Origin of the sequence: Streptomyces sp. NPDC050636 (genome assembly GCF_040654775.1) — a bacterium.
Lineage (GTDB): Bacteria > Actinomycetota > Actinomycetes > Streptomycetales > Streptomycetaceae > Streptomyces.
Genome location: NZ_JBFAIP010000264.1, coordinates 1 through 1,332, shown reverse-complemented (window position 1 = coordinate 1,332; position 1,332 = coordinate 1). Strand labels below are relative to the sequence as shown.

The 1,332-nt window shown below is 65.5% G+C and carries 1 pseudogene; it reads left to right on the top strand.

Annotated elements, in window-relative coordinates:
- Positions 1 to 850 (top strand): annotated as a pseudogene (locus AB0I10_RS41155) (hypothetical protein); the annotation flags it as partial.
- Between the last annotated feature and the right edge of the window lie 482 nt (positions 851 to 1,332).

The following is a 1,332-nucleotide window of genomic DNA, read 5'->3' as shown; positions in this document are numbered from 1 at the left end:
AAGCGCTCTGGAACCGGTACCTGTCCCGGAACTCCTCGAAGACAAGAAAGTTCATCGCGCGGTCCGCGCGATCTCTCTGCCTGTCTGCGCGCAGTGTCGTCCGCGGGCGCGCCGGATGCTGCATGCGCTGGCTGTCGCAGCGGAAATCACGGGACTGAAGGTAATTGCGCCGGATGACACCGCCCCCGCGAAGGCAGTCCTGACGATGTGCGCAGGCGAACGCCGGTACCCGTTGCTCATGTCCGAAGCGGATGAGGAGGTTCCTGACCTGGGCACAGTCAAGTACCCCTGGCAGCGTGTCACTGCCACCAAAGCCGGCCCCACGCACGAGCTTGAGTTGGAGCTTGCGTACGACTGGGGGCACCGAGGGCGGCGCTACCGATGGGGAGACCGGGAACGCTGGAAACTGGAGGACAAACTCCCTGAGCTCTTGCATGAGATCACTCAGCGAATCGGAATCGAGAAGGAGCGCGAGGCCGATGAGAAGCGCAGACAGACGGAGCGTCGGGGGCGATGGGAAGCCGCCATGGCAGAAGCCCGCCGCCGCCTCATGGAGGATCACCGTGCGGCATGCCTGCGTGAGCAGGCGAGGCTGCGGTCCGAGGCGACCAGCATGCGGGCCTACTGTGACGCCTTGGAAAACCGCATCATGCGGGCCGAGAGTGTGCCCGGCGAGGTCGGCGAGGGTGCGAAGGCTGCACGGGCATGGGTTGATTGGGCCAGGAGCTACGCAGACAAGCTGGACCCGCTGACGGGGCTGCCAGGGATGCCCGAACACCCAGATCCCACCCCGGAGGAACTGAGGCCCTACCTCCATGGCTGGAGTCCCTATGGCTTCGACCAGCGTTGACGCTGGCGTATCGGGAGCGGCCCGTCCAATTCGCACAGCACGACGGGCGCCCCGGCGATTCGCATGGTGAGACGGCATAAAGAATCAGCGAGCGGCAACGGTGCCCCCGCAGCCGGTGTCGGAACGCGCCGAAGGCTTCAGTCTGGCAGGGAGAACGAGCGATGGCTGTGGAACAGAGACCAGAGGAGTCGGCGAGCCTGGGGCAGCTGAACCGCTCCCTCCGGAAGGACAGAGTCGCCAAGCCTGTGCTGACCGTTCGGCAGCCAGCTGACGGGTCGCGCAGCTCGGTGCGCCCGGCAACGTGCCGCCAAAGAAGTAGCGGATGCTGAAGCCTTCGGTGCGGCGCCCACGCTCAAGAACACCGCATCGAAGGCTTCAGTGCCCAGGCCTAGTACTCCAGCAGGATTTCGCTGTCTGACCTGGGATTTCGCCGGGTGGCGGGAGTGTAGCGGGACTCCGAACGTGCAGGGGCGGTCTCACGG